The following is a 26,123-nucleotide window of genomic DNA, read 5'->3' as shown; positions in this document are numbered from 1 at the left end:
GAAGGTCTCCTCGGCTCGGGGCGGCGGTCACCGCTTGGACTCGACACGGGCGACGACGGCGCGCGGCCGTCCGGGGTGCGGCGCGGTGAACGCCTCGTACAGCGCCTCGTGGTCACGGCCGTCGACGGCCGTCACGGACCAGCCCTCGCCGGCGAAGAGCGAGGCGGGACCGCCGGGGCGCCGGTAGGTGGCGGAGGCGTTGTCGACCGCGACGACGTGCAGGCCCTCCAGGCCGATGGCGCCGGCGAAGGCCACGGCCTCGTGGTTGCTGCCCTCGTCCAGTTCCGCGTCGCCGACCAGCACCCACACCGCGGCGTCGGTCAGGCCGTGCGCCCGCAGCCCCAGGGCGCTGCCCACGGCGATGGGCAGTCCGTGGCCGAGCGAGCCGGAGCCGATCTCGGCGCCCGGCACGAGCACGCGGTCCGGGTGGTGGCCCAGCGGCGACTCGAAAGAGCCGAAGCCCGGCAGCCACTCCTCGGGGACGAAGCCCTTGGCCGCGAGCACCGCGTAGTACGCCATCGGTCCGTGGCCCTTGGAGAGCAGGAAGCGGTCCCGGCCGGCGTCCTCCGCCGTACCCGGGGTCACCCGCAGCACCCGGTCGTAGAGCACCCACAGCACGTCGAGGGTGGAGGTGGCGGCGGGCCCGTGCTTCTCGTCGCCGGTCATGAGCGACATCAGCCGCCGGAGATCGTCGTAGTCGTACGCGGTGTCCGCGCTGGTCAAAGTCATATGGGGATGGTGCGACTTCAAGTCGGCTTGAGGTCAAGCGGTACGCTCGGCCCCATGAGCGACTTCGCACCTCGCCGCGACCGCCTGGCCATCGGCGAGCTCGCCGCCCGCAGCGGCCTGGCCCCCTCCGCCCTGCGCTACTACGAGGAGCTCGGCCTCATCCGCTCCGAGCGCACCGCGGGTGGGCAGCGTCGTTACGCCCGCGCCACGCTGCGCCGCGTCGCCTTCATCCGGGCCGCCCAGCGCGTCGGCCTGTCGCTGGAGGAGGCCGGCGCGGCCCTCGCCAGGCTCCCCGAGGACCGCGCCCCCAGCGCCGCCGAGTGGAACGCCGTCGCCCGCACCTGGACGCACCGCATCGACGAGCAGATCGCGGAGCTGGAACGGCTCAAGGGCAACCTCACCGGCTGCATCGGCTGCGGCTGCCTCTCCCTGCGCAAGTGCGCCCTGTACAACCCGGGCGACACCGCCGCCGCCAAGGGCCCCGGCGCGCGGTACCTGCTGGGCGACCAGGCGGCTAGACCCCGTCGACCTTGAACGGGTCGTGCTCGGCCAGCAGCTTGTCCAGCCGGGCCTGGTCCACCCGGCTCGTCACCTGGCCGGCCTCCTGCCGGTCGCGGACGACCTTGGCGAGCGTGAACGCCGAAGTCACCACGTAGAGCAGCCCCACCGCCAGGAAGGCCCGCACCCACGGGCCGACCGGCAGGTAGGCGATGCCCACGACCATCGCCCCGAGGGCGACGGCGAACGAGATCGCGGCCTGCGCCGAGTAGGCCGCGGTCGTCTGCTGCTGGATCGGATTCGCCATGCCTGAAGCATCGGCGGTCGTGGCCCGCGCCACATGAGTACGGCTACTCATCCCGGGCCGGGCACCCCGCCGCGGTGGCGCCGCGCGGGGTGCGGGAATGGTGCGAGCGAGCACCCGGCGACGTGCGGTATTGTTCTCGTGCGCGGTCGGCCGGGCGGGAAGCCCGGCGCGAACCGGCACCGGGACGTGGCGCAGCTTGGTAGCGCACTTGACTGGGGGTCAAGGGGTCGCAGGTTCAAATCCTGTCGTCCCGACGGTGCTGACCAGCGGGTTTGTCATTCATGACAAACCCGCTGGTCGCGTTCTGGGGCAGTTGTGCGGCACATGAGGCGCGAACGGAGCGAGGCGGCACCGCCCGACCGCCCCCGCCGCCCCCCGGCCGCCGGGAGCCCCGCCCGTGCGCCGGGAAGCCTCCGTGCGCCGTGCCGCCGGGCCGGAAAACGCTTGGACGCCGCCCAGCCCGTCGCGGGACACTGCCACTTCCGGACCGCCCCTCATCGCACCGCCGGCATCGTCGCGAGCCGCGCGGACCCGCCGGCCCGGACGAAGCGCCGCGCCGGAACGACGGCAGCGGCGGCACCTCCCGGAGAAGGACGCGGCAGCGCGCCGCACGATACCGCAGGGTGGAGATGGGATCGCCTGAATCACACAGGTTCCGCGCGGCCGGGGGCCCGGTGCTCCTGGCACTTCGTCACTACGGAAGGGAACTCGCCCGGCTACGGTGGCTGACACTTCCGGCGATGCTGTCGCCGGCCCTCGGCAACATCGGCATCAACTACGTCGCGCCGCTGGTCGTCGCGAAGCTCGTCGGCGGCTTCGTCGACGGCACCACCCCCGGCCTCGGGGCGACCCTGCCCTACGTCCTGGCCTTCGCCGGCGTGCTGCTGCTCGCGGAGACGCTGTGGCGGATCGGCCTGCACTGCCTCAACCGCCTCGACGCCCTCGGCATCGAGCACCTGTACGTGGTCGGCATGGACGAGCTGTTCGCCAAGGACGCCTCGTTCTTCCACGACAACTTCGCCGGGTCGCTCACCAAGCGGGTGCTGAGCTTCGCCTCGCGCTTCGAGGAGTTCGTCGACACGCTGACCTTCAACGTCCTGGGCAGCTTCGTACCGCTGCTGTTCGGGTCGGTGGTGCTCTGGGCCTACGAACCACTGCTGGTCGTCGGCCTCCTGGTGATGATCGCGGTGACCGCGCTGTGCGTGGCGCCCCTCATCCGCCGGCGTCAGGCGCTCGTCCGCCAGCGCGAGGAGGCGATCGCCCGGGTCTCCGGGCACGTCGCCGACAGCCTGATGAACATGGACACCGTCCGGGCGTTCGCCGCCGAGGAACGCGAGGCCGCCGAGCACCGCTCACGCGTCGCCGAGTCGCGCAGGCTCACGCTCAAGTCGTGGGACTACGGCAACCTGCGCATCGACACCCTGGTCGCACCGCTGTCCGTGCTGACCAACGCGCTCGGCCTGCTGCTCGCGGTCACGCTCGGCGCTGGCACGCACGGCGTGGAGGCGGTCGTGGTGGCCTTCACCTACTACTCCAACGCGACGCGGATCATGTTCGAGTTCAACCAGATCTACCGCCGTCTGGAGAGCTCGATGACGGAGGCCGCGCAGTTCACCGAACTGCTGCTGAAGCCGCCGACCGTGCTCGACCCGCCCGCGCCGGAGCCGCTGCGGTCCCGGGGCGCCGACATCCGCTTCGAGCACGTGACCTTCGCCCACGGAGGCGCGCAGCCGCTCTTCGAGGAGCTCGAGCTGACCGTGCCCAGCGGGGCCCGGATCGGTCTCGTCGGCCGGTCCGGCGGCGGCAAGACCACGCTCACCCGGCTGCTGCTGCGGATGAACGACATCGACGGCGGCCGGATCCTGATCGGCGGGCAGGACATCAGCCGGCTGCGCCAGGCCGACCTGCGCAGCCTTATCTCCTACGTCCCGCAGGACCCGGCGATGTTCCACCGCTCGCTGCGGGACAACATCGCCTTCGCCCGGCCGGACGCCACCGAGAGCGAGATCCGCCGTGCGGCCCGGGCGGCCCACGTCACGGAGTTCGCGGACGCGCTGCCGGACGGTTTCGACACCATGGTCGGCGAGCGCGGGGTCAAGCTCTCCGGCGGACAACGGCAACGGGTCGCGCTCGCCAGGGCGATCCTGCGCGACGCTCCGATCCTGCTGCTGGACGAGGCGACCAGCGCCCTGGACTCGGAGAGCGAGATCCTCGTCCAGGAGGCGCTGTGGCGGCTGATGGACGGGAGGACGGCGCTGGTGGTGGCGCACCGGCTGAGCACGGTCGCCGGCATGGACCGGCTGGTCGTCCTGGACCGCGGGCGCATCATCGAGCAGGGCACGCATCAGGAGCTGCTCACGGAGGACGGCGCCTACGCCAGGCTGTGGCAGCACCAGTCCGGGGGCTTCCTGGACGACACCGCCGAGCGGGCCGGTCTGCACTGAACCGGGCCGCCCGGCCGCCCCACCGGTCAGGCCGCCCCGGTGGGCTGTGCCACCGCGATGGACACGTCGGTGCCCGGCACCTCGTGGCCGTCGTCGGTGAGGAAGGCGACGTGGACGGCCTCGCCGGTCGAGCGGGTCCGGCGGCGCGCGGAGGGGCCGGAGGGGCGCGGCCGGTGCCGGTCGCCCCACTGCTGGAGGGAGGCCATGACGAGGTCGAGCTCGCGGCCGGCCTCGGTCAGGTGGTAGCTCTGCCGCGGCCTGCTGCCCGGCTCCTGGTACGTGCGCGTGCACAGCACCCCGGCCTCGACGAGCAGCTTGAGCCGGGTGCTGAGGAGATTGGGCGCGATGCCGAGCGACGTCTGGATCTCGGCGAAGCGGTGCCGTCCGGCGAAGATCTCGCGCAGCACCAGCAGGGACCAGCGCTCACCGAGGATCTGCAGGCTCCGCTCGATGGAGCAGGCCGGCTCGTCCTCCTCGGGGCCCGACACGTGCCGTCCGGTCGCCACGGGTCTCCTCACCTCCTGCCCGATGCTGTTTCCGTGCCGCCCCGCCCCGCCAGGTCGCGCGGCCGCGCGAGGGCGGAACGACAGTGTACACCTAGGTTTCCTCTTGCTACTCAGCCCCGGGCCGGAGGGCGCCCGCCCACGGACAGGGGACGCGTCGCGGCCGTTGTCGGAGGCGATGGCTACGGTGTTCGCATGCCCGATTCCGAAGACGTCCGCCGCATCGCCCTCTCGCTGCCCGAGACGGTGGAGAAGGAGGCCTGGAGCATGCCCACGTTCCGGGTCGCCGGGAAGATGTACCTCACGCTGCCCGACGACGAGACGTCCTTCGCGGTGCGGTGCCCCATGCACGAGCGCGGCGAGCTGATCGCGGCCGAGCCGGGGAAGTTCTGGGTCCCGCCGCACGAGGCCGGATCGAACTGGGTGCGGGTGCGGCTGGCCGCCCTGGACGACATGGACGAGCTCCGTGACATCGTCACCGACTCCTGGCGGCAGGCCGCGCCGCCGCGGCTCACCGAGGCGGCGGGCCCGGCAGCGGGAGCCGGCGCGTGACGAACCCGGCCGTGTCCCCGCCCCTCAGGACCGACTTCACCTTCACCGGCCGGATCGAGCAGACCGCCGCCGCGGCTGCCCGTGCCGAGGCGCATGGCGCGGACGGCGTGCTGGTCAACGAGATGCGCCACGACGCCTTCCTTCAGTGGCCCTCGCCGCGGGCGCCACCCGGCGGGCGGACGTCTCCCTCTCCCAGGACGCCGACGACGCCCTCGCACTCGACGTGCTCGCCGGGGTGCGGGACTGACCGGCCCACTTCGCGGCTGACCAGGCCGCACGATGATCGGCGGACCCTACATCGATCCGGAGACTTCCGTGCGACTTACGGAACCTTCACATCCGCGAACGTTCTCGTGCGGCAATGTGTCCCCATGAGATCGCGCCCGTACGTACTGCTGTCCGTGGCCTCCTCGCTGGACGGATGCCTGGACGACACGAGCACGACCCGGCTGCTGCTCTCCAACGAGGAGGACTTCGACCGGATCGACGAGGTCCGCTCCGGGATGGACGCCATCCTCGTCGGCGCCAACACCATACGGGCCGACGACCCGCGGCTCCTGGTGTGCGGCGCTGAGCGCCGCGAACGGCGCGTCCGCGCCGGGCTGCCGCCGACCCCGCTGAAGGTCACGGTCACCGAGAGCGGGAAACTGGACCCCGGCGCCCGGTTCTTCACCACCGGGGAGTGCGAGAAGGTGGTCTACACGACCTCCGGCGTGGGCGACCGCGTTCGCGAACGCCTGGGCGGCCTCTGTACCGTCGTCGAGGCGGGCGACCCGCTGGACCTCCGGATCCTGTTGGCCGACCTCGCGCGGCGCGGTGTCGAACGGCTCATGGTCGAGGGCGGGGGAGTCGTCCACACCATGTTCCTCAGCGCCGGGCTCGTCGACGAACTCCACCTGGTGTACGCGCCGTTCTTCGTCGGCCAGGCCGACGCGCCGCGCATGGTGAACCCCGCGGTCTTCCCCCAGGGCCCCGAGCACCGGATGACACTCGCGGAGACCCGCCAGATCGGCGACGTGGTGCTGCTGCGCTACCTGCCCCACCAGGGCGCCTGACCAGGCTCCACGGCCGATGCTCCCGGCCCTGCGGCCTGTGCTCCGTGCGGTCCGCGGGCTCCTTGACGGCGGGTGACCTCGGGGCGATCCCCGTACCGGCTGCGTGAAGTCGGCCGGCCGTCGGCGGGTCCGAGTGCCGGACGGACCAGAGGAGCCACGGCCACATGCGCGGGCCCGGCGTACGGGCGCGCTGCGATGTGCTGTGCTGTTCTGTTCTGTTCTGTGCTCCGTCGGCCGTCGGCCGTCGGCCGGCCCGACATGACGGCATGAAGGCCATGAGTGGGACGGGTGGCTGCTCTCGCCGGCCTGGTGTCCCGGGGCGATGCGGTGCGCTCTTCCTGGCCCGTCAGACCGGGATTCCGGCCGCTGGTGGCACCTGCGGGGAGCCCGAACTCGCCGCGCCAGGAGCTGTGGCCGCCGGGTGGTGCCGCGCTGAGCCGGGGCGGCCCTCGCGAGGCCCGCGGCGGCAAGGCCGTGAAGCGGCGCGCCGTTGCCGGCCGGCCGGGCCGGGCCCCGGCAGCGGAAGTCGCTGCCGGGGCCCTGACACGTACCGGGTCAGGCGGAACGGCCGTCCGCGGACGCGGAGACCAGATCGCGGGTCTCCGCGGATGCCCCCGCCGCCTTAGGGAAGACCGCGGCGGACCGCGGGGCCGGCCGGTGCCGCCACAGCCACAGCACGTCGCGGCCGAACGACCACACCAGCGAGGCCAGCGCGAGCACCGTCAGGGCCGCGGAGACCCCCGCGGGCACGAGCCCCGAGCAGGCCACGAGCAGGACGACGCCCTGCGTGGCCGCCACCGTCTTGCGCGCGAAGCTCGGCGGCAGCGGCGAGTCGAGCCACGGCAGCACCCACGCCGCCGCCACGAAGGCGTAGCGCATGGCACCGATCAGCAGCACCCACGGGCCCAGAGTCAGGGCGAGCCGCGCGCTCAGCACCAGGATCAGGAAGGCGTCGACCTCCATGTCGAAGCGCGCGCCCAGGGCGGACGCCGTGCCCGTGCGCCGCGCGACCTTCCCGTCCACCGCGTCGAGCGCCAGCGCCACCGCGGTCAGCCCGGTCAGCAGCGGCTCGCCGTGCGCGACGCCGCCCGCCACCATCGCCGTCACGCCGCCCACGAGCACCGCCCGGGCCAGGGTGACGTGGTCGGCCGGGCCCAGCGAGCGGCGTCCCGCCCGCCGCAGGCCCGCGGCCAGCAGCGCCCAGGTGCCCGCCGCGAAGACGGTCCCGGCCAGCCAGCCCACGGTGTCCAGGCCCACGGTGGCCCACAGCGCGGCCAGCAGCGCCAGCTGGGCTGCCGCCGCCCTGGCCTGCTCGCGGCCCGCGGTACCACCACGGAACTCGGATCCAACGGTCATCACGGTCATGAGACGTCCCCGCTTGTCGCCTGTGCGGCACAGCCGCGTACGGTACGGGCCCGGCACCACCCGGATGGCGGGTGCTCGTTGCCCGCCATGGAGTACGGAGGAAATCGGTGGAGCGTTCGGCGCGTGCGTTCTGGCTTCGTGAACCAGGCGAGGGCGAAATCAGGCAGGCCCCCCTGCCGGAACCGGGCCCGGGGGAGGTGCTGGTGCGGACCCTGTACTCCGGGGTGAGCCGTGGCACCGAGACCCTGGTCTTCCGGGGCGGGGTGCCCGTGAGCCAGCGCCAGGCGATGCGGGCGCCGTTCCAGGACGGCGAGTTCCCGGGACCGGTCAAGTACGGCTACCTCAACGTGGGCGTGGTCGAGCAGGGGCCGTCCGAGCTGCTCGGCCGCACCGTCTTCTGCCTCTACCCGCACCAGACCCGGTACGTCGTACCGGCCGCCGCCGTGACGCCCGTGCCCGACGACGTCCCCGCGGGGCGTGCGGTACTGGCGGGCACCGTCGAGACCGCGGTCAACGCGGTCTGGGACGCGGCCCCGCAGATCGGGGACCGGATCGCCGTGGTCGGCGCCGGCATGGTCGGCTGCAGCGTCGCCGCCGTCCTCGCGGGCGTCCCGGGCGCGCGGGTGCAGCTCGTCGACGTCGACCCCTCCCGCGCCGCCGTCGCCGAGGCTCTGCGCGTCGGCTTCGCCCACCCCGACGCGGCCGAGGGCGGCTGCGATCTGGTCGTCCACGCCAGCGCCACCGAGGCGGGGCTCGCCCGCTGTCTGGAACTGCTGGAGCCGGAGGGCACCGTAGTGGAGCTGAGCTGGTACGGCGACCGGCGGGTCAGCCTGCCGCTGGGCGAGGCCTTCCACTCCCGGCGCCTGGTCGTGCGCAGCAGCCAGGTCGGCACCGTCTCACCCTCGCGCCGCACCCGGCGTACCTACCCGGACCGGATGGCACTGGCCCTGCGCCTGCTCGCCGACCCGGTCTACGACGCCCTCGTCACCGGCGAGAGCGACTTCGAGGAACTGCCCCTGCTGATGAAGGAGATCGCAGGCGGTGAACGTTCCGTGCTCTGTCACCGTATTGCCTACCGTCCCGGTTAGGCCGTTGGGGAAGGTTGTCCTCGCGTGTTCAGTATCACCGTCCGCGACCACGTCATGGTCGCCCACAGCTTCCGCGGCGAGGTCTTCGGACCCGCGCAGCGGTTGCACGGCGCGACGTTCCTGGTGGACGCCACGTTCCGCCGCCCGGAGCTCGACGCCGACAACATCGTCGTCGACATCGGCCTGGCCACCCAGGAGCTGGGCGTGGTGCTCGCCGCGCTCAACTACCGCAACCTCGACGACGATCCGGACTTCTCCGGGATCAACACCTCCACCGAGTTCCTGGCGAAGGTCATTGCCGACCGGCTCGCCGACCGCGTGGCCGCGGGCAAGCTCGGCGCGGGCGCGCACGGCCTGACCGGCATCACCGTCACGTTGCACGAGTCGCACGTCGCCTGGGCGAGCTACGAGCGTTCTCTGTGAGGACGCCCGCGCGCTCGACCGCCCCCGCTCCGGCGGGGGCGGACCCCGCGTACGTCGTCCTCCCGGGCGACGTCGACGACACCGCCGCGCCCAGCGGCGGCAACGTCTACGACCGCCGCCTGATCCAGACCCTGGCGGCGGCGGGCCGTCCGCTGCGGGAACTTCCGGTGCGGGGCGCGTGGCCGCGTCCGGACACCGTCGCCCGGCAGCACCTGGCCAGGGCGCTCACGGCGGTGCCGGACGGCGCCGCCGTCCTGCTCGACGGGCTCGTGGCCTGCGGCGTCCCCGAGATCGTCGTACCGCACACGCGCCGGCTGCGCACCGCTGTCCTGGTGCACCTTCCGCTGGCCGACGAGACGGGCCTCGACCCCGCGGACGCCGCGGAACTGGACGCCCTGGAGCGCGAGACCCTGCGGGCGGCCGCCGCGGTCGTCGCCACCAGTCCCTGGGCCGCCCGGCGCGTCGCCGAGCGGCACGCGCTGCCCGCCGGCCGGGTCCACGTCGTCACCCCGGGCACCGATCCCGCGCCGCTCGCGCCCGGCACGGAGGCCGGCACGCGCCTGCTGTGCGTCGCCTCGCTGACCCCGCGCAAGGGCCACGACCTGCTGGCCGGGGCGCTCGCCGCCGTCGCCGACCTGCCCTGGACCTGCCGCTGCGTGGGCCCGCTCGGCCGTGACCCCGGACACCTCGCACGCGTACGCGAACTGATCGGCCGGCACGGCCTCGACGACCGGGTGGACCTCACCGGCCCGCTCACGGGTGAGCCCCTCGCGGCGGAGTACGCCGCCGCCGACCTGCTCGTCCTGCCGTCCCGCGCCGAGACCTTCGGCATGGTCGTCACCGAGGCCCTGATGCGCGGCACACCCGTCCTGGCCACCGCCGCCGGGGGAGTGCCCGACGCGCTCGGCCTGGCACCGGACGGCACACCGCCCGGCCTCCTCGTCCCCCCGGACGACAGCGGCGAACTCGCCGCGGCGCTCCGCCGCTGGCTCGACGACGCCGGCCTGCGCGGCCGGCTGCGGACGGCGGCCGGCCGGCGGCGCGAGACGCTGCACGGCTGGGAGCACACCGCGCGGCACATGGACACGGTGCTGGAACTGCTGCGGGAGGGAACCCGATGACCACGTCCGACACCGCCCCCTTCACACCGCGCTGGCTCGCGCTGCGCGAGGACGCCGACGCCGCGGCCCGCGCCGCGGACCTGCTGGGCCCGCTCCGCGAGCACTTCGCGGGTGTGCCCCGAGGCACCGGCCCGCTGGTCGTCCGCGACCTCGGCTGCGGCACCGGGTCCATGGGCCGCTGGCTCAGCGGACGGCTGCCCGGACCTCAGCACTGGATCCTCCACGACCACGACGCCGCCCTGCTCGCCCTCGCCGCGGCGAGCCTGGCCGGCCGCACCGCGGGCGGCAGCCCCGTCACCGCCGAAACCCGCGAGGGCGACCTCACCCGGCTCACCGCCGCCGACCTCGCCGGGACCTCGCTCGTCACCGGCTCCGCGCTGCTGGACCTGCTCACCGCCGACGAGATCGACGCCCTCGCCGCCACCTGCGCCGCCGCCGCGGTGCCCGTGCTCTTCGGTCTCTCCGTGGTCGGCGAGATCGAACTCGGGCCCGCCGACCCCCTCGACGCGGACATCACCGCCGCCTTCAACGCGCACCAGCGGCGCACCGCCGGCGGCCGCGCACTGCTCGGACCCGACGCCCTCGACGCCGCCACCCGGGCGTTCACCTGGTACGGCGCCACCGTCACGACCCGTGCCAGCCCCTGGAGGCTGGGCGCGGACCAGGCCGCGCTCACCGCCGAGTGGCTGCGCGGCTGGGTCGGCGCCGCGGTCGAGCAGGAACCCGCCTTGGCCGCCCCCGCGCGGGCCTATCTGCACCGCCGCCTCGAGGACTGCGCGGCCGGGCGGCTGACCGCCGTCGTCGGTCACGGCGACCTGCTCGCCCTGCCCGGAGGTGCGGCCCGGTGAGGCAACGACTGTGGGCCTGGCTGCGGTTGCTGATCGGCGCGGGCATCCTCGCCGCCCTCGTGTGGCGGCTCGGCACCGGCGCCTTCGTCGACGGCCTGCGGGTCGTCGACGGCCCCGCCGTCCTGGCCGCTCTCGCGATCGGCCTGCTGACCACCGTGACGAGCGCCTGGCGCTGGTGCCTGGTCGCCCGCCGGCTCGGCCTGCGGCTCCCGCTGGCCCGGGCCGTGTCCGACTACTACCGGGCGCTGCTGCTCAACGCGGTGCTCCCGGCCGGCGTCCTCGGCGACGTCGACCGGGCCGTACGCCACGGCAAGAACTCCGGCGACGTCGGCCGCGGCGTGCGCGCGGTCGTCCTGGAGAGGGCCGGCGGCCAGGTCGTCGTCCTCGTGCTCGGCGGGGCCGTCCTGCTCACCCGGCCCGCCCTGGTCACGGCCATCGCCGGGGACCTCGTGCCCGGCCGGGCCGCCGCCGAGGTGACGGCCGGTGTGCTGGTGGCCGTCGTGGCGCTCGGCGGATGGCTGCTGTGGCGGCGCGGCGCCAAGGGCCGGCAGGCGCTGGCCACCGGGCTTGCCGACCTCCGCGGCGGACTGCTCGCCCGCGGCACCTGGCCGGGTGTGGTCGCGCTCTCCGCGGCGGGACTCGTCGGCCACATCGCCCTGTTCGTGGTCGCGGCCCGCGTCGCGGGCTCGTCGGCGCCGGTCACCGCGCTCGTGCCGCCGCTCGTCCTGGCCCTGCTCGTGATGGGACTGCCCGTCAACATCGGCGGCTGGGGCCCGCGGGAGGCCGCCGCGACGCTCGCCTTCGGCGCGGCCGGGCTGGGCGCCACGCAGGGCCTGGCGACCGCCGTCGTGTACGGGGTGCTGACCCTCGTCTCCAGCCTCCCCGGGATCGTCGTGCTCGCCCTCCCCGGCCTGCGCGCGCTCGCCGCCCGCTTTCAGCGCGCGGAGGGCGGCGGCGTCCCGTCGCCCAGCTCGCGGACGAACCGGAGCCCGGGGCGGCCGTCGAGCTCGACCGTGCCCGCCGAGACGAACCCCGTGCGGGTCAGCACCGTGCGCGAGCCCGCGTTGTCCAGCGTGGTGACCGCCCACAGCGTCGTCAGCCCGTACTCCCCGGCGGCCAGGGCGCACACCTCGTGAACCGCGGCCGTGGCGAGCCCGCGCCCGGCCGCGCTCTCGGCGATCCGGTACCCCAGCTCCGCCGACCCCTCCGCCACGTCCACCACGTTGACCCGGCCCAGCACCTCGCCGCCCGCGCCGACCAGCACATGGAAGTGGCAGAACCCGGCGTCCTGCTCGGCGAGCAACGCGTGGTGCCGCGCGTCGAAGTGCGCGAACCAGTCGTCGCCCCGGTCCGGTATCGACGCGGCGAAGTAGGCCCGGTTCGCCACCTCGAACTCCAGGAGCGCGGTGGCGTGGTCGGCACGGAGACGTTCGAGGCGAGGCATGATCCGATGCTAGGCCCTGCGCGGCGCGTGCCCGGACGTGCCGCTGACGCGGCGGATGCGCCGCCGTGCCCCGGCACGGGCGGTGGCGTTTCCGGGCACGCGGCACCGGACCGCCCGGCACGCGGAGCAGGAGGACGCCGGCTCCTGGCCGGATGTGATGCTGAGCCGGCCGCCGCCCGCTCCACGCCGGCGTCCGGCCCGACGCCTGACCGGCTGTCATACGCGGCACATCCACGTCTCGGTGGTCTGCCCGCCCCGGACGGCCGCCCGCCCGGCCGCCCCAGGGTCAGGAGGCCGGCGAGGCGGCGGCGTCGGGTCGGGCGGGGCGGCCCGCGCGGGGGGTCTCGACGCCGAGGGCGTCCTTGTCGGAGACGAAGAGCGCGGCGACCGCGGAGATCAGGGCCAGGCCCGTGCAGAGCACGAAGCCGGCGTGGTACGCGCCCAGATTGGCCTTGGTGGCGCCGCCCGCCGCCACGGCGGTGGTCCCGACCGCGGTGAGCAGCGTGGCGATGAGCGCGGTCCCGAAGGCGCCGCCCAGTTGCCGCTGCATGTTGAACACGGTCGCCGCCCGCCCGGTCGAGGGGGCGGGGATCGTGGCGAAAGCGGCGTTCTGCGCCGACATCATCACGTGCCCGATGCAGTAGCCCAGGACGAAGAGCACCCCGCGCAGCACCCACGGCGAGGTGGCCGTCGTGAACCCGGTCATCACCGCCACGCAGACGCCCATGCCCGCCGAACCGCCCACCATGAGCCACCGCGGCCCGATCCGCCGGTACAGGCGCGGGGCGATCTGCGCGGCGGCCATCACGCCCACGGCCTCCGGCCAGGTGGCCAGCCCGCTCTCGAAGGCGTTGAAGCCCAGCGCCTCCTGCAGGAACATCGGGTACAGCCACACCGTGCCGAGGAACACCGCGCTGAGCGGGAACATCACCACGGTGTTCGCGCGGAACAACCGGTCCCGGAAGAGCTCCAGGTCCAGCATCGGCATGGCGATCCGCCGTTCCACCAGCACCATCGCGCCGAGCGCCGCGATCCCCACGAGCAGCGGCACGAGGATGCCCGTGCTGCCCCAGCCGTCCTTGGCGCCGTTGGTCAGCGCGTACAGCGCCAGCGACAGCCCGCCGCCGGCCAGGACGAAACCGAGGAGGTCGAAACGCCCGGGGCGCTCCAGCCGGTAGTCCGGCAGGAAGAGCAGACCGAAGACCACGGCCGCGGTGCCGACGGGCAGGTTGACCAGGAACACCCAGTGCCAGGACACGGCGTCGCACAGCCAGCCGCCCAGCACCGGGCCCACGGCCGGGGCGATCGCGGTCGGCACCATCAACGCGCGCTGCGCCTTGATCCGTTCCGCCGGCGGGTAGGCCCGGAAGAGCATGGTCTGGCCGACCGGGACGAGCAGACCTCCGCCGGCACCCTGCAGGATCCGGTACAGCGTGAGCTGTTCGAGACTGGTCGACATCGCGCACAGCGCCGACGCCCCGGTGAAGGCGACCAGCGCGGCGAGGAACACCTTGCGGGTGCCGTACCGGTCGGCGAGCCAGCCGGCGACGGGGATGAAGACCGCCAGGCTGACCAGGTAGCCGATGTTGACACCGCCCAGACCGGAGGCCGGTACGCCGAAGTCCTCGCCGATGGCCGGTACGGCGACGTTGACGATGGTGGTGTCCATGATCGCCATGAACAGCGCGGCGACGAACACCACGGCGACCGCGGTGGTCGGCGGAATCCTGCGTGCCAAAAGGAAGCTCCTCGCTCGGGGCGCCTTCTGCGCGGCGGACCGCCCGGACGACACCGGTCACGGCTTCCAGATAAGCCCGGCCCCCGGTGTGGCGCACGCCGGAGTCACCCGGGTGCGTGTATCCGCCGGTTACCGGGGTGTCAGCGGCCGGTCCAGCGGGGCGGTCGCCTGTCGAGGAAGGCGGCGACGCCCTCGTGCCGGTCCTCGGAGTCCATCACGGTGCGGGTCGCCTCCTCGGTGGCCCGCCAGCCGAGTCCGTCCGAGCCGGACAGCCACGCGTCCATCGCCACCAGGCTCGCCCGGACCGCGACCGGGGCGTTCTCGCAGACCCGCGCGGCGAGTTCGAGCGCGCCCGCCAGCGCCCCGCCCTCCGGGACGATCCGGTTGACCAGCCCCGCGGCGTGCGCCCGCGCGGCGTCGACGGGGTCGCCGGTCAGCACCATCTCCCTGGCCAGGTTGACGGGTAGGGCGCGCGGGCCGCGGAACAGCCCCGCGCACGTGGGCACCAGGCCGAGCCGGACCTCCGGCAGCCCGAAGCGGGCGGTCGCCGCGGCCACCACCAGGTCGCAGGCGAGCACGAGTTCCATCCCGCCGCCCAGGGCGGCGCCCTCCACGGCGGCGACCAGCGGCTTGCGCCGGTGACGGCGGATCAGCCCGTACTCGCCGCCGCGCTCGGTGACGTAGTCGCCGATGGCGTTCAGGTCGCTGCCCGCGCTGAAGACCCCGCCGGAGCCGGTGAGCACCCCCGCCCACAGCTCCGGGTCGTCCTCCAGGGTGTTGAACGCCGCGTCGAGCGCGTCGGCCAACTGCCGGTCCACCGCGTTGCGCTTGTGCGCGCGGCACATCCGGATCACCAGGACGCGGCCGTGCCGCTCCGTGCGCACCAGCGGCTCCACGAGGGGCTCGGACTGGGCCATGGCGGGCACCTCCGGTCGTGGTCGTCCGTGTCCGGGGCCTCCCCGGGGTCAGCCGACGATATCCCCGCGCCCGTGGTCGCCGGTGGACCGGGGCGGCCGCGCACGGCACGATGGCCAGGGGCTGCACGAGGAGGGCGCCTTGGAGGCGACGCAGGACGGATCCACCGGTGAGACGCCGCGCTGGCTCGAACTCGCGGAGGTCGACAACATCCGCGACCTGGGCGGCCTGCCGGTGCGCGGCGGGGGCACGACCCGGCGCGGCGTGGTGTTCCGGGCCGGCACCCTCCAGGAGGCCACGGCGGACGACGTCGAACTCCTCCTCGGCCGGTACGGGCTGCGCACCGTCCTCGACCTGCGCGGCCCCGACGAGGCCGCCCGCGAGGGCCACGGCCTGCTGGCGGACACCGCCGTGCGCAGGATGAACCTGCCGGTCAGCCGGGTACGGGCGCTGGTCACCGACACCGTTGCGGTGACGACCGCGGACGACGGTGACGCGACCGGCTTCTATCTCGGGCTGCTCGACGGGAGCGGCGAGTCCCTGGTCGCCGCGGCGCGCGTCGTCGCCGACACCGACCAGCACGCCGTTGTCTTCCACTGCGCCGTCGGCAAGGACCGCACCGGCGTCCTCGCGGCCCTCCTGCTCGACGCCGTGGACGTGCCCGCCGCCGCCATCGCCGCCGACTACGCGCTCACCGCCCAGCGCGTCGTCCGCATCCGCGCCCGCCTGACCCGCCTCCCCTCGTACCGCGACCTGCCCGCCGTGGAGCACGCCTTCATGGCCTCGGAGCCCCGCGTCATGCACCGCTTCCTGGACACCCTCCACACCGACCACGGCGGCGCGGCCGCCTGGCTGCGGGACCGCGGCCTGACGGCGGCCGAACTCGCCCGCCTGAGGGAGGTCCTGGTCATCCCGGCCCCGCGCTGACCGCTGTCGCTCGTGCGGGCGCGACCCGGCCCCGGGATGCCGCGGTCCGGGCCGGTGGCGGCGAACGCGTCGCCGGGGCGGAGCGGTGCGGGTCCGGCAGGGGCCGAGCGCGGCCGTGCCCCCGGGGCAGGGCCTATGCCCGGGGCTTGCCGTCCCAGCGCCACGACGTGGGACGAGGGTGTCCGGGCAGGGCCTCGCGCTCCGGGCGGCCGTCCGCCGCTTCGGCCGATGTGCGCCGCGGAGAGCGGTGGCGGACCGGGCTGCCGGGACCGGCCCGATGAGGGAGGGGAGCACCGCGCCCTGGGCCGGGCCGGTCCGCGCCGCATGCCGGTGCGGGTCAGGCGGTGGGCCAGAGCGTGACGTGGACCGCGGGGTGGGAGCGGGAGGGGGCGACGCCCGTGCCGGGGGCGCGCATGACGCGCGTGGCGGCGGCCGTGTGGACGAAGTGGAGGAAGACGTCCGTCGCGGGGGAGCGGAAGCCGGGGGGCAGGACGGTGGCGTACCAGGTGGCGTCCACCGGGGTGGCCGGGGTGTCGAGCAGGCGCAGTTCGTCGCGGCGCAGGCGCGGGCTGACCAGGTGGGCCGTCGCGGGGGCCACGCCCGCGCCCTCCGCGGCGGCGGCCCAGGCCGCGGTCTGGTGCGGGAAGACCCGGACGCGGGCCTCGGGCACCCGCAGCCTGCGCAGCAGGCGTCCCGCGTCGGCGCCCGGGTCGGTGCCGGAGGGGTCGACCAGCCACGTCCACCGGGACGGCGGCCCCGCGGGCCGGGGCGACCGGGTACCGGTCACCGCGACCAGCAGGGCGCGGAAGACGGGCTCGCCGATCAGCCCTCCGCCGCCCACCGAGCCCAGGTCCGGGCCGAGCGCCACGTCGGCCAGACGGTGCTCCACCAGCGCCCGCATCCCGCTCGTCGTGGCGACCCCGAAGGACGTGTCGATACGGCCGCCCGTCCGCTCGGCGAAGGCCTCCGTCAGCGAGGGCAGCACGAACTCCGCGAGTGTGCCCGCGGCCACCACGCGCAGCTCGTCGGGCTCGCCCTGCGCCGCCCGCACGGCGGCCTCCGCGTCCGCGCCCAGCGCGACCATGCGCGAGGCGACGGGGAGCAGCCGCGCGCCCGCCGGGGTGAGTCGCATCCCGCCGCCCGGCGCACGGCGGATCAGGGGGTCGCCGAAGTGCGCGCGCAGTGCGCCCAGGGACTGCGACACAGCGGACTCGCTCACGTTCAGCGTCCGCGCGGCGGCGGTGACCGAACCGAGCCGGGCCACCAGCACGAAGGTGCTGAGCTGCGTCACGGTCACCCCTCGATTTTCCCGCTTTCGCCCCGATAAGTGAAGGCTTATCGGCCCATTGCCCGCCCCCGCGGGCAGGCGCAGCATCGGCCCCACAGGGGGCCACGTCCGGACCCAGGAGGGCGTATGCAGGTTCCGGCCACCTTCCAGTACGCGCGCGCGACCGGCGTCGACCACGCCATCGAGCTGCTCACCCGGTACGGGCCCGAGGCCCGCGTGGTGGCGGGCGGGCACAGTCTGCTGCCGATGATGAAGTTGCGGCTCGCCCAGCCGGAGGCGCTGATCGACATCAACGGCCTCGACGAGCTGACGCGCATCCGCGTGGACGGCGGTGAACTCGCCGTCGGCGCCATGGTCCGGCACGCCGACCTGCTGGCCTCTGCCGTGGTCGGCGAGCACTTCCCCGTCCTCCGCGACGCGGAGCGGATGATCGCCGACCCGCTGGTGCGCAACCGCGGCACCGTCGGCGGCTCGCTCTGCCAGGCCGATCCGTCCGAGGACCTGTCCGCCGCGTTCTGCGCGCTGCGCGCGACCCTCGTCGCCCAGGGGCCGGGCGGGCGACGGGCCGTGCCGGTCCGGGAGTTCTTCCTCGGCCCGTACGAGACCGTGCTCGGCGAGGCTGAGTTGCTGCTGGAGATCCGGGTGCCGATCCGCTCGCACGCCAGCGCCTACCGCAAGGTGGAGCGCCGGGCCGGAGACTGGGCGGTCGCCGCGGCGGCCGCGGTGCTGGAACTCTCCGCGGGAGTGGTCGCCGAGGCGGGCATCGGGCTGACTGCGGTCGGCGCGCCCCGCTTCGTCGCGGAGGAGGCCGAGCGACACCTGCGCGGCGGGCCGCCCGGCGAGGAGCGGTTCACCGAGGCGGGCCGGATCGCGGGGGAGGAGTGCCGGCCCTCCGCCGACCAGCGCGGCCCCGTCGACTACAAGCGGCACCTCGCCGCCGAGCTCACCGTGCGGGCGCTGCGCGCCGCGGCCGCCCGCGCCCAGGGGCAGGAGGCCTGACATGCAGATCACGGTCACCGTGAACGGCGAGCGCCACACCCGGGACGTCGAACCCCGGCTGCTGCTCGTGCACTTCCTCCGCGACGAGCTGGGCCTCACCGGCACGCACTGGGGCTGCGACACCTCCAACTGCGGGGTCTGCGCGGTCTGGCTGGACGGCACGCCCGTCAAGTCCTGCACTGTGCTCGCGGTGATGGCCGACGGCCACGAGGTGCGGACCGTCGAGGGCCTCGCCGAAGGATCGGAACTCGACCCCGTCCAGCAGGGGTTCGTCGCCTGCCACGGACTGCAGTGCGGCTTCTGCACCCCCGGCATGATGATGACCGCCCGCTGGCTGCTCGACCACGACCCGGACCCCTCCGAGGAGGACATCCGCGAGGCCATCTCCGGACAGATGTGCCGCTGCACCGGCTACGAGAACATCGTGCGCTCCATCCGCTGGGCCGCCGAGCACGGCGGCACCGCGCGCCCCGCCGAGGAGACGGCGCGGGGGGCGCCCGGCCGCGAGGAGGTGCGGACATGACCACCACCGCGGGACGGCCGGTCGGCTTCGGGCGGATGACCCGCAAGGAGGACGCCCGCTTCGTGCGCGGCCACGGCACCTATGTCGACGACGTGCGACTGCCCGGCATGCTGTACGGCGCGGTGCTGCGCAGTCCGCTGGCGCACGCGCGGATCGTGTCCGTCGACACCTCCGCCGCCGAGGCGCATCCCAAGGTGAAGGCCGTCATCACCGGGCAGACCCTGGCCGGGCTCGGGCTGGCGTGGATGCCCACGATCTCGTACGACACCCAGGCGGTGCTGGCCACCGACAAGGTGCGCTTCCAGGGGCAGGAGGTCGCCTTCGTCGTCGCCGAGGACCGCTACGCGGCCCGCGACGCCCTGGAGCTCATCGACGTCGAGTACGACCCGCTGCCGCCCGTCGTCGACGCCCGCAGGGCGCTCGACCCCGACGCGCCGCTGATCCGCGACGACAAGGAGGACCAGACCGGCAACCGCGTCTTCGACTGGTCCGCGGGCGACCGCGAGCGCACCGACGAGGCGTTCGCCCGCGCCGACGTCGTCGTCACACAGGACATGCTCTACCCCCGGGTGCACCCCGCCCCGCTGGAGACCTGCGGCACCGTCGCCGACATGGACGCCGTCACCGGCAAGCTCACCGTGTGGTCCACCACCCAGGCCCCGCACGCGCACCGTACCCTGTACGCGATGGTGGCCGGCATCCCCGAGCACAAGATCCGCATCATCTCGCCGGACATCGGCGGCGGCTTCGGCAACAAGGTCGGCATCTACCCCGGGTACGTGTGCGCGGTCGTCGGCTCCATCGTCACCGGCAAGCCCGTCAAGTGGGTGGAGGACCGCTCGGAGAACCTGATGAGCACCTCCTTCGCCCGCGACTACCACATGCACGGAGAGATCGCGGCGACCGCGGACGGGCGGATCCTGGCCCTGCGCGTCAAGGTCCTCGCCGACCACGGCGCCTTCAACGCCACCGCCCAGCCCACCCACTTCCCCGCCGGTTTCTTCGGGGTCTTCACCGGCTCGTACGACATCGAGGCCGCGCACTGCGAGGTCACCGGCGTCTACACCAACAAGGCGCCGGGCGGCGTCGCCTACGCCTGCTCCTTCCGCGTCACCGAGGCCGTCTACCTCGTGGAGCGCATGGTCGACGTGCTCGCCGCCGAACTCGGCACCGACCCGGCGGAACTGCGGATGCGCAACCTGCTGCGGCCCGAGCAGTTCCCTTACCGGAACACGACCGGCTGGGAGTACGACTCCGGCGACTACCCGCGGGCCCTGCGGCTCGCGATGGACCTGGCGCACTACGAGGAGCTGCGCCGCGAGCAGGCGGAGCGGCGCGAACGCGGCGAACTCATGGGCATCGGGCTCTCGTTCTTCACCGAGGCCGTCGGCGCGGGCCCGCGCAGGCACATGGACATCCTGGGCCTGGGCATGGCCGACGGCGCGGAACTGCGCGTCCACCCCACCGGCAAGGCGGTGCTGCGGATCTCCGTGCAGACGCAGGGCCAGGGCCACGAGACGACGTTCGCGCAGATCGTCGCCGAGGAACTGGGCATCCCTCCCGAGGACATCGAGGTCGTGCACGGCGACACCGACCAGACGCCCTTCGGCCTCGGCACCTACGGCTCCCGCTCCACCCCCGTGTCCGGCGCGGCGGCCGCGCTGGTGGCCCGCAAGGTCCGCGAGCGGGCCCGGCTGGTCGCCTCGGCGATGCTCGAGGTCAGCCCGGACGACCTGGAGTGGGAGAAGGGCCGCTGGTTCGTCACCGGCGACCCCGACCAGGGCCGCACGATGGCCGAGATCGCGTTCGCCGCGCACTCCACCCTCGAACTGCCGGAGGGCGTGGAGGGCCACCTCGACGCGACCTGCGTCTACAACCCGCCCAATCTCACCTTCCCGTTCGGCGCCTACATCTGCGTCGCCGACGTCGACGCCGGCACCGGGCAGGTCAAGGTGCGCCGCTTCGTCGCCGTCGACGACTGCGGCACCCGCATCAACCCGATGATCGTCGAAGGACAGGTGCACGGCGGGCTCGCCGACGGGCTCGGCATGGCGCTCATGCAGGTGATCGCGTTCGACGAGGACGGCAACTGCCTCGGCGGGTCCTTCATGGACTACCTGCTGCCCACCTCCGTCGAGTGCCCCTCCTGGGAGCTCGGCGAGACCGTCACCCCCTCCCCGCACCACCCGATCGGCGCCAAAGGCGTCGGCGAGTCCGCCACCGTGGGCTCGCCCGCCGCCGTCGTCAACGCCGTCGTCGACGCACTGCGGCCGCTCGGGGTACGCCACATCGACATGCCCCTGACCCCGGCGGCGGTCTGGCGGGCCGCGCGGGGACAGCCGCTCCGCAGCGACCTGGCGATCACCTGAGGCACCCGATGACGAGCACCGAACTGCTGCACCGAGCGGACGAACTGCGGCACGGCCGCACCCCGTTCGTCCTCGCCACGGTCGTCCGCGCGCAGCGCCCGACCAGCGCCAGGCCCGGCGACAGCGCCCTGGTGCTGCCCGACGGCACCGTGGAGGGCTTCGTCGGCGGCGTCTGCGCCGAGTCGACCGTGCAGCTGCAGGGGCTGCGCCTGCTGGAGACCGGGGAGTCGGTGCTGCTGCGGATCACCCCCGGCGGCGCGGAGACGGGCGCCCAGGACGAGGGCCTGGTGACCGTCGGCAACCCGTGCCAGTCCGGCGGGACCCTCGACATCTTCCTGGAGGCCCACCTGCCGCCCCTGCTGGTGCACGTCCAGGGCCACGCGCCCATCGCCCGCGCCCTGCTCGACGTCGGCCGGGCGCTCGGCTACGACGCCCGGCCCGCGGAACCCGGGACACCACTGCCCGACGACCTGGACGCCGTCGTGATCGCCTCGCACGGCCGGGACGAGGAGGCCACGCTGGCCGGGGCGGTGCGCGCGGGGGTCCCGTACGTCGGACTCGTCGCCAGTCCCCGGCGCGGCGCGGCCGTCCTGGCCGGGCTCGGGCTGACACCGCGGGAGCGGGCCCGCGTCCACACCCCGGCGGGGCTGGACATCGGCGCCCGCACCCCGGCGGAGATCGCCGTGTCGGTGTACGCCGAGGTCATCGCGGTGCGGCCACGGCCGGCCGCCCCTCCCGCCGCCCGACCCGCCGCCCCGGACACCGCGGCGCCCGGGCCGCCCGTCGCGGAGGCCGTCGACCCGGTGTGCGGCATGGCGGTCGCCGTCACCCCCGGCACCGTCGCACTGACCGGACAAGGCGGCGGCAGCGTCTACTTCTGCGGCCCCGGCTGCCGGCACGCCTACACCGACGACCCCGCCCGCTACGCGCATGCCTCCTGACCCCGACGCCCTCGTCCCCGACGTCCCCGCCCTGCGCGCGCGGCTCGACGCCGCCGACTACCTCGCCGACGACGCGCTCGCCACGGCCCTGCTGCTGGCCGTCCGCATGCGCCAGCCGATCCTGCTGGAGGGCGAACCGGGCGTCGGCAAGACGGAGGCGGCCCGCGCACTGGCCACCGTCCTCGACACGCCGTTGATCCGGCTCCAGTGCTACGAGGGGCTGTCCGCCGCCGAGGCACTCTACGAGTGGAACTACCCGCGCCAGCTGCTCGCGATCCGGCTGGCCGAGTCCCGCGGCGAACCGCTGCGCGACGCCGACCTGTTCACGGAGGACTTCCTGATGCCCAGGCCCCTGCTCGCCGCGATCACGCACCCGGGGCCGCGACCGGCCGTCCTGCTCATCGACGAGGTGGACCGCGCCGACGACGAGTTCGAGGCCTTCCTGCTGGAGCTGCTCGCCGACGCCGCCGTCACCGTCCCCGAACTCGGCACGCGCACCGCGACGGTGCCGCCCGTCGCCGTCCTGACCTCCAACCGCACCCGCGACCTGCACGACGCGCTGAAGCGGCGCTGCCTCTACCACTGGATCGAGTACCCGGACACCGAGCGCGTCGCCGCCGTCATCCGGCGGCGCGTGCCCGGGGCGGGGGAGTGGCTGGCGTCCCGGGTCGCGGGGGCCGTGGACCGGTTGCGCGCCGATCAGCGGCTCACCAAGCCGCCCGGCATCGCCGAGGCCGTCAACTGGGCCGCCGCGATGCGGGCGCTGGGCCTCACCTCGTTCGACGCGAACGCGGCCGACCGGACCCTTGGCGCGGTCCTCAAGTACGCCGAGGACCTCGCGGCGGTCCGGGCCGGGGGCCTCGCGCACCTGGTGGACAGCGATGCGTGAGCGTGGAGGCCAGGCAAGTAATGCGAGGGTCGAGATGCCCTCGGCACCGGGGCTGGCCGAGGTGGTGGCCGCGTTGGGCGAGTCCCTGCGGCGGGCGGGGATACCGGTGGGCCCGGACAGGGCGGGGCGGTTCGCCCGTGCGGTGACCGCACTGGGGCCTGCGACGACGCGGGAGTTGCGGCACTGCGCGCTGGCGACGCTGGTGTCGGACCCGGAGCAGATCACGCTGTTCGACGCGGTGTTCCGGGAGGTGTTCGGCGGCGAGGCCCCCGCGCACGCGGTCGCGCGGGGGCAGCGGGGCGACCCGCCGCGGTCGCCCGCCGGCGCCGGGCGTACCGCGCCGAGGGGCGGTGCCGCCGGGCGCGCGCAGGATGCCCGCGGGCGGTCGCGCGAGGTGGAGACGCCGACCATCGCCAGCCCCACCGACCGGCTCGCCACCCGGGACTTCGCGGAGCTGTCCGAGGACGAACTCGTCCTTCTGGCACGGGCGATGCGCGCGATCGTGCTCAACACCCCTCTCCGCCCCTCGCGCAGGCGCCGCGCCGCCCGGCACGGTGAGCGCGTCGACCTGCGCCGTACGCTCGCCGCCGGGCGCCGCACGGGCGGACACCCTCTGCGGCTGCGCCGCTTCGTGCCGCGGACCCGGCGCCGTGACCTGGTCGTCCTCTGCGACATCTCGGGGTCGATGGAGCCGTACGCCCGGGCCATGCTGCAGTTGCTCTACTGCGCGTCGCGCGGCGCGCGGGCCGAGGTCTTCACGTTCGCCACCCGGCTCACCCGGCTGACCTCCGTCCTGCGGCGGCCCGGTCTGCCCTCGGACGCGCTGGCGCGTGCCGGGCGTACGGCGCCGGACTGGTCGGGGGGCACGCGGATCGCCAGGTGCCTGGGGGAGTTCAACGAGCGGTACGGACGCCGCGGCATGGCCCGCGGTGCCGTCGTGGTGATCGTCTCGGACGGCTGGGACACCGGCGACCCCGCGCTCCTCGCCCGGCACATGGCCGCGCTCGCGCGGGTAGCCTTCCGTGTCGTGTGGGTCAACCCCCGTACGGCCAGTCCCCGTTACCGTCCGCTCGTGGGCGGCATGGCCGCGGCGTTGCCGTACTGCGACACCGTCGTCAGCGCCCACGACCTGGCCGCCCTGGACGATTTCGCCGCCGCGTTGTCCGCGCCGGGGCGCCGCCGCGCCGGTGCGAAGCAGGGCACGGCGGGTTCCGTCGCGTCCGCGGGGGATCGCTCGTCCTGATTCCGTCCTCCCGGCAAGGCCCGGCAGCGGCCCACGAGGTTCGCCGAACGGGGTTGTGCGGCGCTCGCCTTCGGCCACCGCGGCCGGTTGGCAGGCGAGGGTGCGCCGCGCCGGTACGAGGACGCGACCGCCGGGGTCGACGACCTGCGGGAGGCCGGCAGTTTCCCGACGACGCGGCCCGAGGCCGGCCCCGGCCGCACCGCGGTGTGCAAGGCCTGTCTCGGCGGCATCCACGCCACGCGGTTCACCGCGTTCGGCCCCCGGGCCAAGCGTCAGGAGCTCACCCTGGCGGCCGACTCCCACCTCCCGCCGGCCGCGTCTCAGCCGCCCAGCGCCTTGGCCTCCTTCTCGGGGGCGAGGCCGACCACGGGGCGGTCGGGGCGCTGGGGTGCCGTGCCGCCGACGGAGCGCAGCCATTGCCAGGTGTCGGCGACGGTCTCGGTGACGGGGCGGCAGCGCAGGCCGGTGGCCAGGGCGCGGGAGACGTCGGCGGTGTGGAGCGTGTCGTAGAGCTCGCCCGGCGGGAGCCAGACGGGCAGTTCGGTCCAGGGTTCGATGCCCGCGGCCAGGACGGTCTCCGGGTCGGTCCAGCGCAGTTCGGCGTCGGAGCCGGTCACCGCGGCGCAGGTGGCCAGGAGTTCGCCGGTGGTGGTGTGCCCGGGTGGGCTGACGAGGTTGTAGGCGCCGCCGAGGCCGGATTCGGCGGCGTCCAGGACCCATGCGGCGAGGTCGCGGGCGTCGACGTACTGCAGGGGCAGGTCGTGGGGGCCGGGGGCGAGGACGGGGCCGCCGCGGGCGATGCGGTTGAGCCACCAGGGCAGGCGGCCGATGTTCTCGTGGGGGCCCAGGATCAGGCCCGCGCGCACCAGCAGGGCGCCGTCGCCGAAGGACTCGGCCGCGGCCAGTTCCCCGCCGCGTTTGGCGCGGGCGTAGTCGACGTCGGGTCCGTCGCCGGGGGAGGCGTCCACCACGGGTCCGTCCTCGTCGAGTCCGGCGGCGGCGGGGTAGGTGTAGACGGAACGGCTGGAGATGTAGGCGTAGGTCCGGGCACGGCCGGCCAGGAGGCGGGCGGTCTCCCGTACGGCGGCAGGCGCGCCGGACCAGGTGTCGACGACGGCGTCCCACCGGCCGTGTCCGAGGGCGGCCAGGCCGCCCTCGGTGCCGCGTTCCCCGAGCAGCTCGGTGGTGCCGGGCGGCGCCTGGTGGCGGCCGCGGTGGAAGACCGTGACCTCCCAGCCCCGTTCGAGCGCGTCCTCGACGACGGCGCGTCCCACGAACTCCGTACCACCCAGTGTCAGCAGCTTCATACCGGCCACTGTGCCCGGTGGCGCGGCCGGGCGGCACCGATCACGCTGTGGGCGCAATCGCGCGGCCAGGCGGTGAGCACCGCCGCCGAGTGGACCGCCGCGATGCCCGGCACCACCTCGACCGTCTGCACGTCGTCGTCGCCCCCGACGTCGCCGCCCGCTTCCCCGCACCGGGCGCCATCGCCGACGTTCAGGCGCCGTTGGCCGCACAGTGCCGCGCATGGACGAGCTCACGCTGCCTTTCCCCGGCCCCGAACGGGCCGCCCGGCAGTACCGGTTCGGCGACCTGTCGCGCTGTGGCGCCATGCCCGCCGCCGGCAGCGGCCGGCCGGTCAGCAGCCCCGGCCGGTTCCAGGCCCCGCACGCCGCGGTCAACCGCCGCACCCCGGACGCCCCGGAGGGCGTCCCGTGTCCCTGCCGGAGGAGGGCCTGGGTGAACCACCTCGACGACGCCGGCACGTTCACCCCGGGCGGGCTCGGCGACCTCGTCGTCCTCGACCGGGATCCCTTCGCCGGGCCGCCCGCGGAGACGCCGCCACCCGGGTGCCACAGACCCTTCGGCGGCGAGCGGGTGGCCGCGGGGCCCCGGACGCGCGACCGCCCCGGT

The 26,123-nt window shown here is 74.8% G+C and carries 24 protein-coding genes, 1 tRNA gene and 2 pseudogenes; 18 read left to right on the top strand and 9 right to left on the bottom strand.

Annotation, left to right across the window (positions count from 1 at the left end; translation table 11 throughout):
• Window positions 1–27 precede the first annotated feature (27 nt).
• Window positions 28–729: a transketolase gene (locus AC3EUJ_RS27465; protein ID WP_431965893.1), complete on the bottom strand. Its 702-nt coding sequence runs from the start codon at window positions 727–729 to the stop codon at window positions 28–30.
• A gap of 54 nt (window positions 730–783) precedes the next feature.
• Here AC3EUJ_RS27465 and soxR point away from each other — a divergent pair, with 54 nt between their 5' ends.
• Complete coding sequence (gene soxR / locus AC3EUJ_RS27460) at window positions 784–1,263, top strand: redox-sensitive transcriptional activator SoxR (RefSeq protein ID WP_431965891.1); 480 nt, start codon at window positions 784–786, stop codon at window positions 1,261–1,263.
• On the opposite strand, the gene AC3EUJ_RS27455 is transcribed toward soxR, so the two are convergent.
• Entirely contained in the window at window positions 1,244–1,534 is a 291-nt protein-coding gene (locus AC3EUJ_RS27455; protein WP_431965890.1) for a YiaA/YiaB family inner membrane protein, read from the bottom strand. The two genes, soxR and AC3EUJ_RS27455, sit on opposite strands and share 20 nt — an antisense overlap.
• A gap of 180 nt (window positions 1,535–1,714) precedes the next feature.
• Between AC3EUJ_RS27455 and AC3EUJ_RS27450 the strand changes: the two genes are divergently transcribed.
• Both AC3EUJ_RS27450 and AC3EUJ_RS27445 read left to right on the top strand, forming a co-directional pair.
• Window positions 1,715–1,788, top strand: a tRNA-Pro gene (locus AC3EUJ_RS27450).
• A gap of 375 nt (window positions 1,789–2,163) precedes the next feature.
• Entirely contained in the window at window positions 2,164–3,978 is a 1,815-nt protein-coding gene (locus tag AC3EUJ_RS27445; protein ID WP_431965888.1) for an ABC transporter ATP-binding protein, read from the top strand.
• Between the two features lie 26 nt (window positions 3,979–4,004).
• Here AC3EUJ_RS27445 and AC3EUJ_RS27440 read toward each other — a convergent pair whose 3' ends face one another.
• Window positions 4,005–4,484, bottom strand: coding sequence for a winged helix-turn-helix transcriptional regulator (locus AC3EUJ_RS27440; RefSeq protein WP_431965886.1), 480 nt, complete (start codon window positions 4,482–4,484; stop codon window positions 4,005–4,007).
• Window positions 4,485–4,676: 192 nt separating this feature from the next.
• On the opposite strand from AC3EUJ_RS27440, the gene AC3EUJ_RS27435 reads away from it, so the two are divergent.
• Window positions 4,677–5,033: an MmcQ/YjbR family DNA-binding protein gene (locus tag AC3EUJ_RS27435; RefSeq protein ID WP_431965884.1), complete on the top strand. Its 357-nt coding sequence runs from the start codon at window positions 4,677–4,679 to the stop codon at window positions 5,031–5,033.
• Between the two features lie 371 nt (window positions 5,034–5,404).
• Window positions 5,405–6,088 carry a RibD family protein gene (locus tag AC3EUJ_RS27430; protein WP_431965882.1) on the top strand — a complete coding sequence of 228 codons (684 nt, stop codon included), beginning with the start codon at window positions 5,405–5,407 and terminating at the stop codon, window positions 6,086–6,088.
• 555 nt (window positions 6,089–6,643) lie between these two features.
• Here the strand turns inward: AC3EUJ_RS27430 and AC3EUJ_RS27425 are convergent.
• Entirely contained in the window at window positions 6,644–7,444 is an 801-nt protein-coding gene (locus AC3EUJ_RS27425; RefSeq protein ID WP_431965880.1) for a CDP-alcohol phosphatidyltransferase family protein, read from the bottom strand.
• A 116-nt stretch (window positions 7,445–7,560) separates the two neighbouring features.
• On the opposite strand from AC3EUJ_RS27425, the gene AC3EUJ_RS27420 reads away from it, so the two are divergent.
• From AC3EUJ_RS27420 to AC3EUJ_RS27400, 5 genes and pseudogenes are all read left to right on the top strand, one after another.
• Window positions 7,561–8,541: a zinc-dependent alcohol dehydrogenase gene (locus AC3EUJ_RS27420; protein WP_431965878.1), complete on the top strand. Its 981-nt coding sequence runs from the start codon at window positions 7,561–7,563 to the stop codon at window positions 8,539–8,541.
• 24 nt (window positions 8,542–8,565) lie between these two features.
• Window positions 8,566–8,964 carry a 6-pyruvoyl trahydropterin synthase family protein gene (locus AC3EUJ_RS27415; protein ID WP_431965876.1) on the top strand — a complete coding sequence of 133 codons (399 nt, stop codon included), beginning with the start codon at window positions 8,566–8,568 and terminating at the stop codon, window positions 8,962–8,964.
• Window positions 8,961–10,085: a glycosyltransferase family 4 protein gene (locus tag AC3EUJ_RS27410; protein ID WP_431965874.1), complete on the top strand. Its 1,125-nt coding sequence runs from the start codon at window positions 8,961–8,963 to the stop codon at window positions 10,083–10,085. Before AC3EUJ_RS27415 ends, AC3EUJ_RS27410 begins: the two co-directional genes overlap by 4 nt.
• The gene (locus AC3EUJ_RS27405) at window positions 10,082–10,933 is read left to right on the top strand and encodes an SAM-dependent methyltransferase (protein WP_431965872.1); all 852 of its coding nucleotides are present in this window, start codon (window positions 10,082–10,084) and stop codon (window positions 10,931–10,933) included. The genes AC3EUJ_RS27410 and AC3EUJ_RS27405 overlap by 4 nt, the downstream gene beginning before the upstream one ends.
• Window positions 10,930–11,757, top strand: a pseudogene (locus tag AC3EUJ_RS27400) (lysylphosphatidylglycerol synthase transmembrane domain-containing protein); the annotation flags it as partial. The gene AC3EUJ_RS27405 and the pseudogene AC3EUJ_RS27400, both read left to right, overlap by 4 nt.
• A 110-nt stretch (window positions 11,758–11,867) precedes the next feature.
• Here AC3EUJ_RS27400 and AC3EUJ_RS27395 read toward each other — a convergent pair.
• The 3 genes from AC3EUJ_RS27395 to AC3EUJ_RS27385 form a co-directional block, all read right to left on the bottom strand.
• Window positions 11,868–12,377: a GNAT family N-acetyltransferase gene (locus AC3EUJ_RS27395; protein ID WP_431965870.1), complete on the bottom strand. Its 510-nt coding sequence runs from the start codon at window positions 12,375–12,377 to the stop codon at window positions 11,868–11,870.
• A gap of 286 nt (window positions 12,378–12,663) precedes the next feature.
• Window positions 12,664–14,115, bottom strand: coding sequence for an MDR family MFS transporter (locus AC3EUJ_RS27390; RefSeq protein ID WP_431965868.1), 1,452 nt, complete (start codon window positions 14,113–14,115; stop codon window positions 12,664–12,666).
• A 140-nt stretch (window positions 14,116–14,255) separates the two neighbouring features.
• Window positions 14,256–15,032 (bottom strand): enoyl-CoA hydratase-related protein, encoded by a 777-nt coding sequence (locus AC3EUJ_RS27385; RefSeq protein WP_431965866.1) that lies wholly within the window; start codon window positions 15,030–15,032, stop codon window positions 14,256–14,258.
• Window positions 15,033–15,171: 139 nt separating this feature from the next.
• On the opposite strand from AC3EUJ_RS27385, the gene AC3EUJ_RS27380 reads away from it, so the two are divergent.
• Window positions 15,172–15,957, top strand: a complete 786-nt coding sequence (locus AC3EUJ_RS27380; protein WP_431965864.1) for a tyrosine-protein phosphatase — start codon at window positions 15,172–15,174, stop codon at window positions 15,955–15,957.
• Between the two features lie 337 nt (window positions 15,958–16,294).
• Here AC3EUJ_RS27380 and AC3EUJ_RS27375 read toward each other — a convergent pair whose 3' ends face one another.
• A complete protein-coding gene (locus AC3EUJ_RS27375; protein WP_431965862.1) occupies window positions 16,295–17,254 on the bottom strand; it encodes a LysR family transcriptional regulator in 960 nt (319 codons plus the stop codon).
• Between the two features lie 117 nt (window positions 17,255–17,371).
• Between AC3EUJ_RS27375 and AC3EUJ_RS27370 the strand changes: the two genes are divergently transcribed.
• Genes AC3EUJ_RS27370 through AC3EUJ_RS27345 form a run of 6 tightly spaced genes read left to right on the top strand, consistent with a single transcriptional unit; the run spans window position 17,372 to window position 24,209 of the window.
• Window positions 17,372–18,244 carry an FAD binding domain-containing protein gene (locus tag AC3EUJ_RS27370; RefSeq protein ID WP_431965860.1) on the top strand — a complete coding sequence of 291 codons (873 nt, stop codon included), beginning with the start codon at window positions 17,372–17,374 and terminating at the stop codon, window positions 18,242–18,244.
• 1 nt (window position 18,245) lies between these two features.
• The gene (locus tag AC3EUJ_RS27365; RefSeq protein ID WP_431965858.1) at window positions 18,246–18,767 is read left to right on the top strand and encodes a (2Fe-2S)-binding protein; all 522 of its coding nucleotides are present in this window, start codon (window positions 18,246–18,248) and stop codon (window positions 18,765–18,767) included.
• A complete protein-coding gene (locus tag AC3EUJ_RS27360) occupies window positions 18,764–21,136 on the top strand; it encodes an aerobic carbon-monoxide dehydrogenase large subunit (protein WP_431965856.1) in 2,373 nt (790 codons plus the stop codon). Before AC3EUJ_RS27365 ends, AC3EUJ_RS27360 begins: the two co-directional genes overlap by 4 nt.
• 8 nt (window positions 21,137–21,144) lie before the next feature.
• Window positions 21,145–22,077 carry an XdhC family protein gene (locus tag AC3EUJ_RS27355; RefSeq protein WP_431965854.1) on the top strand — a complete coding sequence of 311 codons (933 nt, stop codon included), beginning with the start codon at window positions 21,145–21,147 and terminating at the stop codon, window positions 22,075–22,077.
• Window positions 22,067–22,966 carry an AAA family ATPase gene (locus AC3EUJ_RS27350; protein ID WP_431965852.1) on the top strand — a complete coding sequence of 300 codons (900 nt, stop codon included), beginning with the start codon at window positions 22,067–22,069 and terminating at the stop codon, window positions 22,964–22,966. The genes AC3EUJ_RS27355 and AC3EUJ_RS27350 overlap by 11 nt, the downstream gene beginning before the upstream one ends.
• A gap of 34 nt (window positions 22,967–23,000) precedes the next feature.
• Window positions 23,001–24,209 (top strand): vWA domain-containing protein, encoded by a 1,209-nt coding sequence (locus AC3EUJ_RS27345; protein ID WP_431965850.1) that lies wholly within the window; start codon window positions 23,001–23,003, stop codon window positions 24,207–24,209.
• A 320-nt stretch (window positions 24,210–24,529) separates the two neighbouring features.
• Here the strand turns inward: AC3EUJ_RS27345 and AC3EUJ_RS27340 are convergent, their stop codons facing one another.
• Window positions 24,530–25,516, bottom strand: coding sequence for an NAD-dependent epimerase/dehydratase family protein (locus tag AC3EUJ_RS27340; protein ID WP_431965848.1), 987 nt, complete (start codon window positions 25,514–25,516; stop codon window positions 24,530–24,532).
• 220 nt (window positions 25,517–25,736) lie between these two features.
• Here AC3EUJ_RS27340 and AC3EUJ_RS27335 point away from each other — a divergent pair.
• A pseudogene (locus AC3EUJ_RS27335) lies at window positions 25,737–26,123 on the top strand (amidohydrolase); the annotation flags it as partial.

The sequence above is a fragment of the Actinacidiphila sp. bgisy160 genome (assembly GCF_057707815.1).
The sequence above is the reverse complement of the archived record's forward strand: the minus strand, read 5'-3'. Positions and strand labels throughout refer to the sequence as shown.